The sequence below is a fragment of the Streptomyces viridiviolaceus genome (assembly GCF_014650995.1).
GTDB classification, from domain to species: Bacteria; Actinomycetota; Actinomycetes; order Streptomycetales; family Streptomycetaceae; genus Streptomyces; species Streptomyces viridiviolaceus.
In genome coordinates this window covers 1-630 of sequence record NZ_BMWA01000114.1, presented here as the reverse complement: position 1 = coordinate 630, position 630 = coordinate 1, and the positions used below count along the sequence as shown (strand labels likewise).

At 68.1% G+C, this 630-nt stretch carries 1 protein-coding gene; it reads left to right on the top strand.

Translation table 11 applies throughout. The features are described from left to right. A partial coding sequence (locus IE260_RS41155; protein ID WP_189881037.1) for an IS256 family transposase occupies window positions 1-591 on the top strand: 591 nt, incomplete at its 5' end. Window positions 592-630: the final 39 nt, after the last annotated feature.

Genomic DNA, 630 nt, shown 5'->3' with positions numbered 1-630 from the left:
CGCTCGCTGATCGCCCGCGGCCTGTCCGGCGTCCAGCTCGTCATCTCCGATGCCCACGCCGGCCTGGTCGACGCGATCGGCGCGGTCCTTCCCGGCGCCTCCTGGCAGAGATGCCGCACCCACTACGCCCGCAACCTGCTCTGTCAGGTTCGGAAATCGGCCCAGCAGTGGGTGGCCACCCTGCTGCGGACCGTCTTCGAACAACCCGACACCGACGCGGTCCAGGCCCAGATGCGGCACGTCCTGGATGCGCTGGAGGCCAAGTTCCCCAAGGCCGCAGAGCACCTGGACGCCGCCCAGCACGAGCTGCTGGCCTTCACCGCCTTTCCCCGCGAGATCTGGCGGCAGATCTGGTCCAACAACCCGCAAGAACGGCTGAACAAGGAGATCCGCCGCCGCACCGACGTGGTCGGCATCTTCCCCGACCGCACCGCTCTGATCCGCCTGGTCGGTGCGGTCCTGGCCGAGCAGAACGACGAGTGGACCGAGGCCCGCCGCTACATGGGCCGCGAACTCCTCGCCAAGGCCCGCCTCCACCCGATCGAGTCAGAAACCGACGACACCGCCCTGCCCACCGAACTCACCGCATAGCCTCAAAACGAGATCACCGAGTGGCCGTCGATACACCAC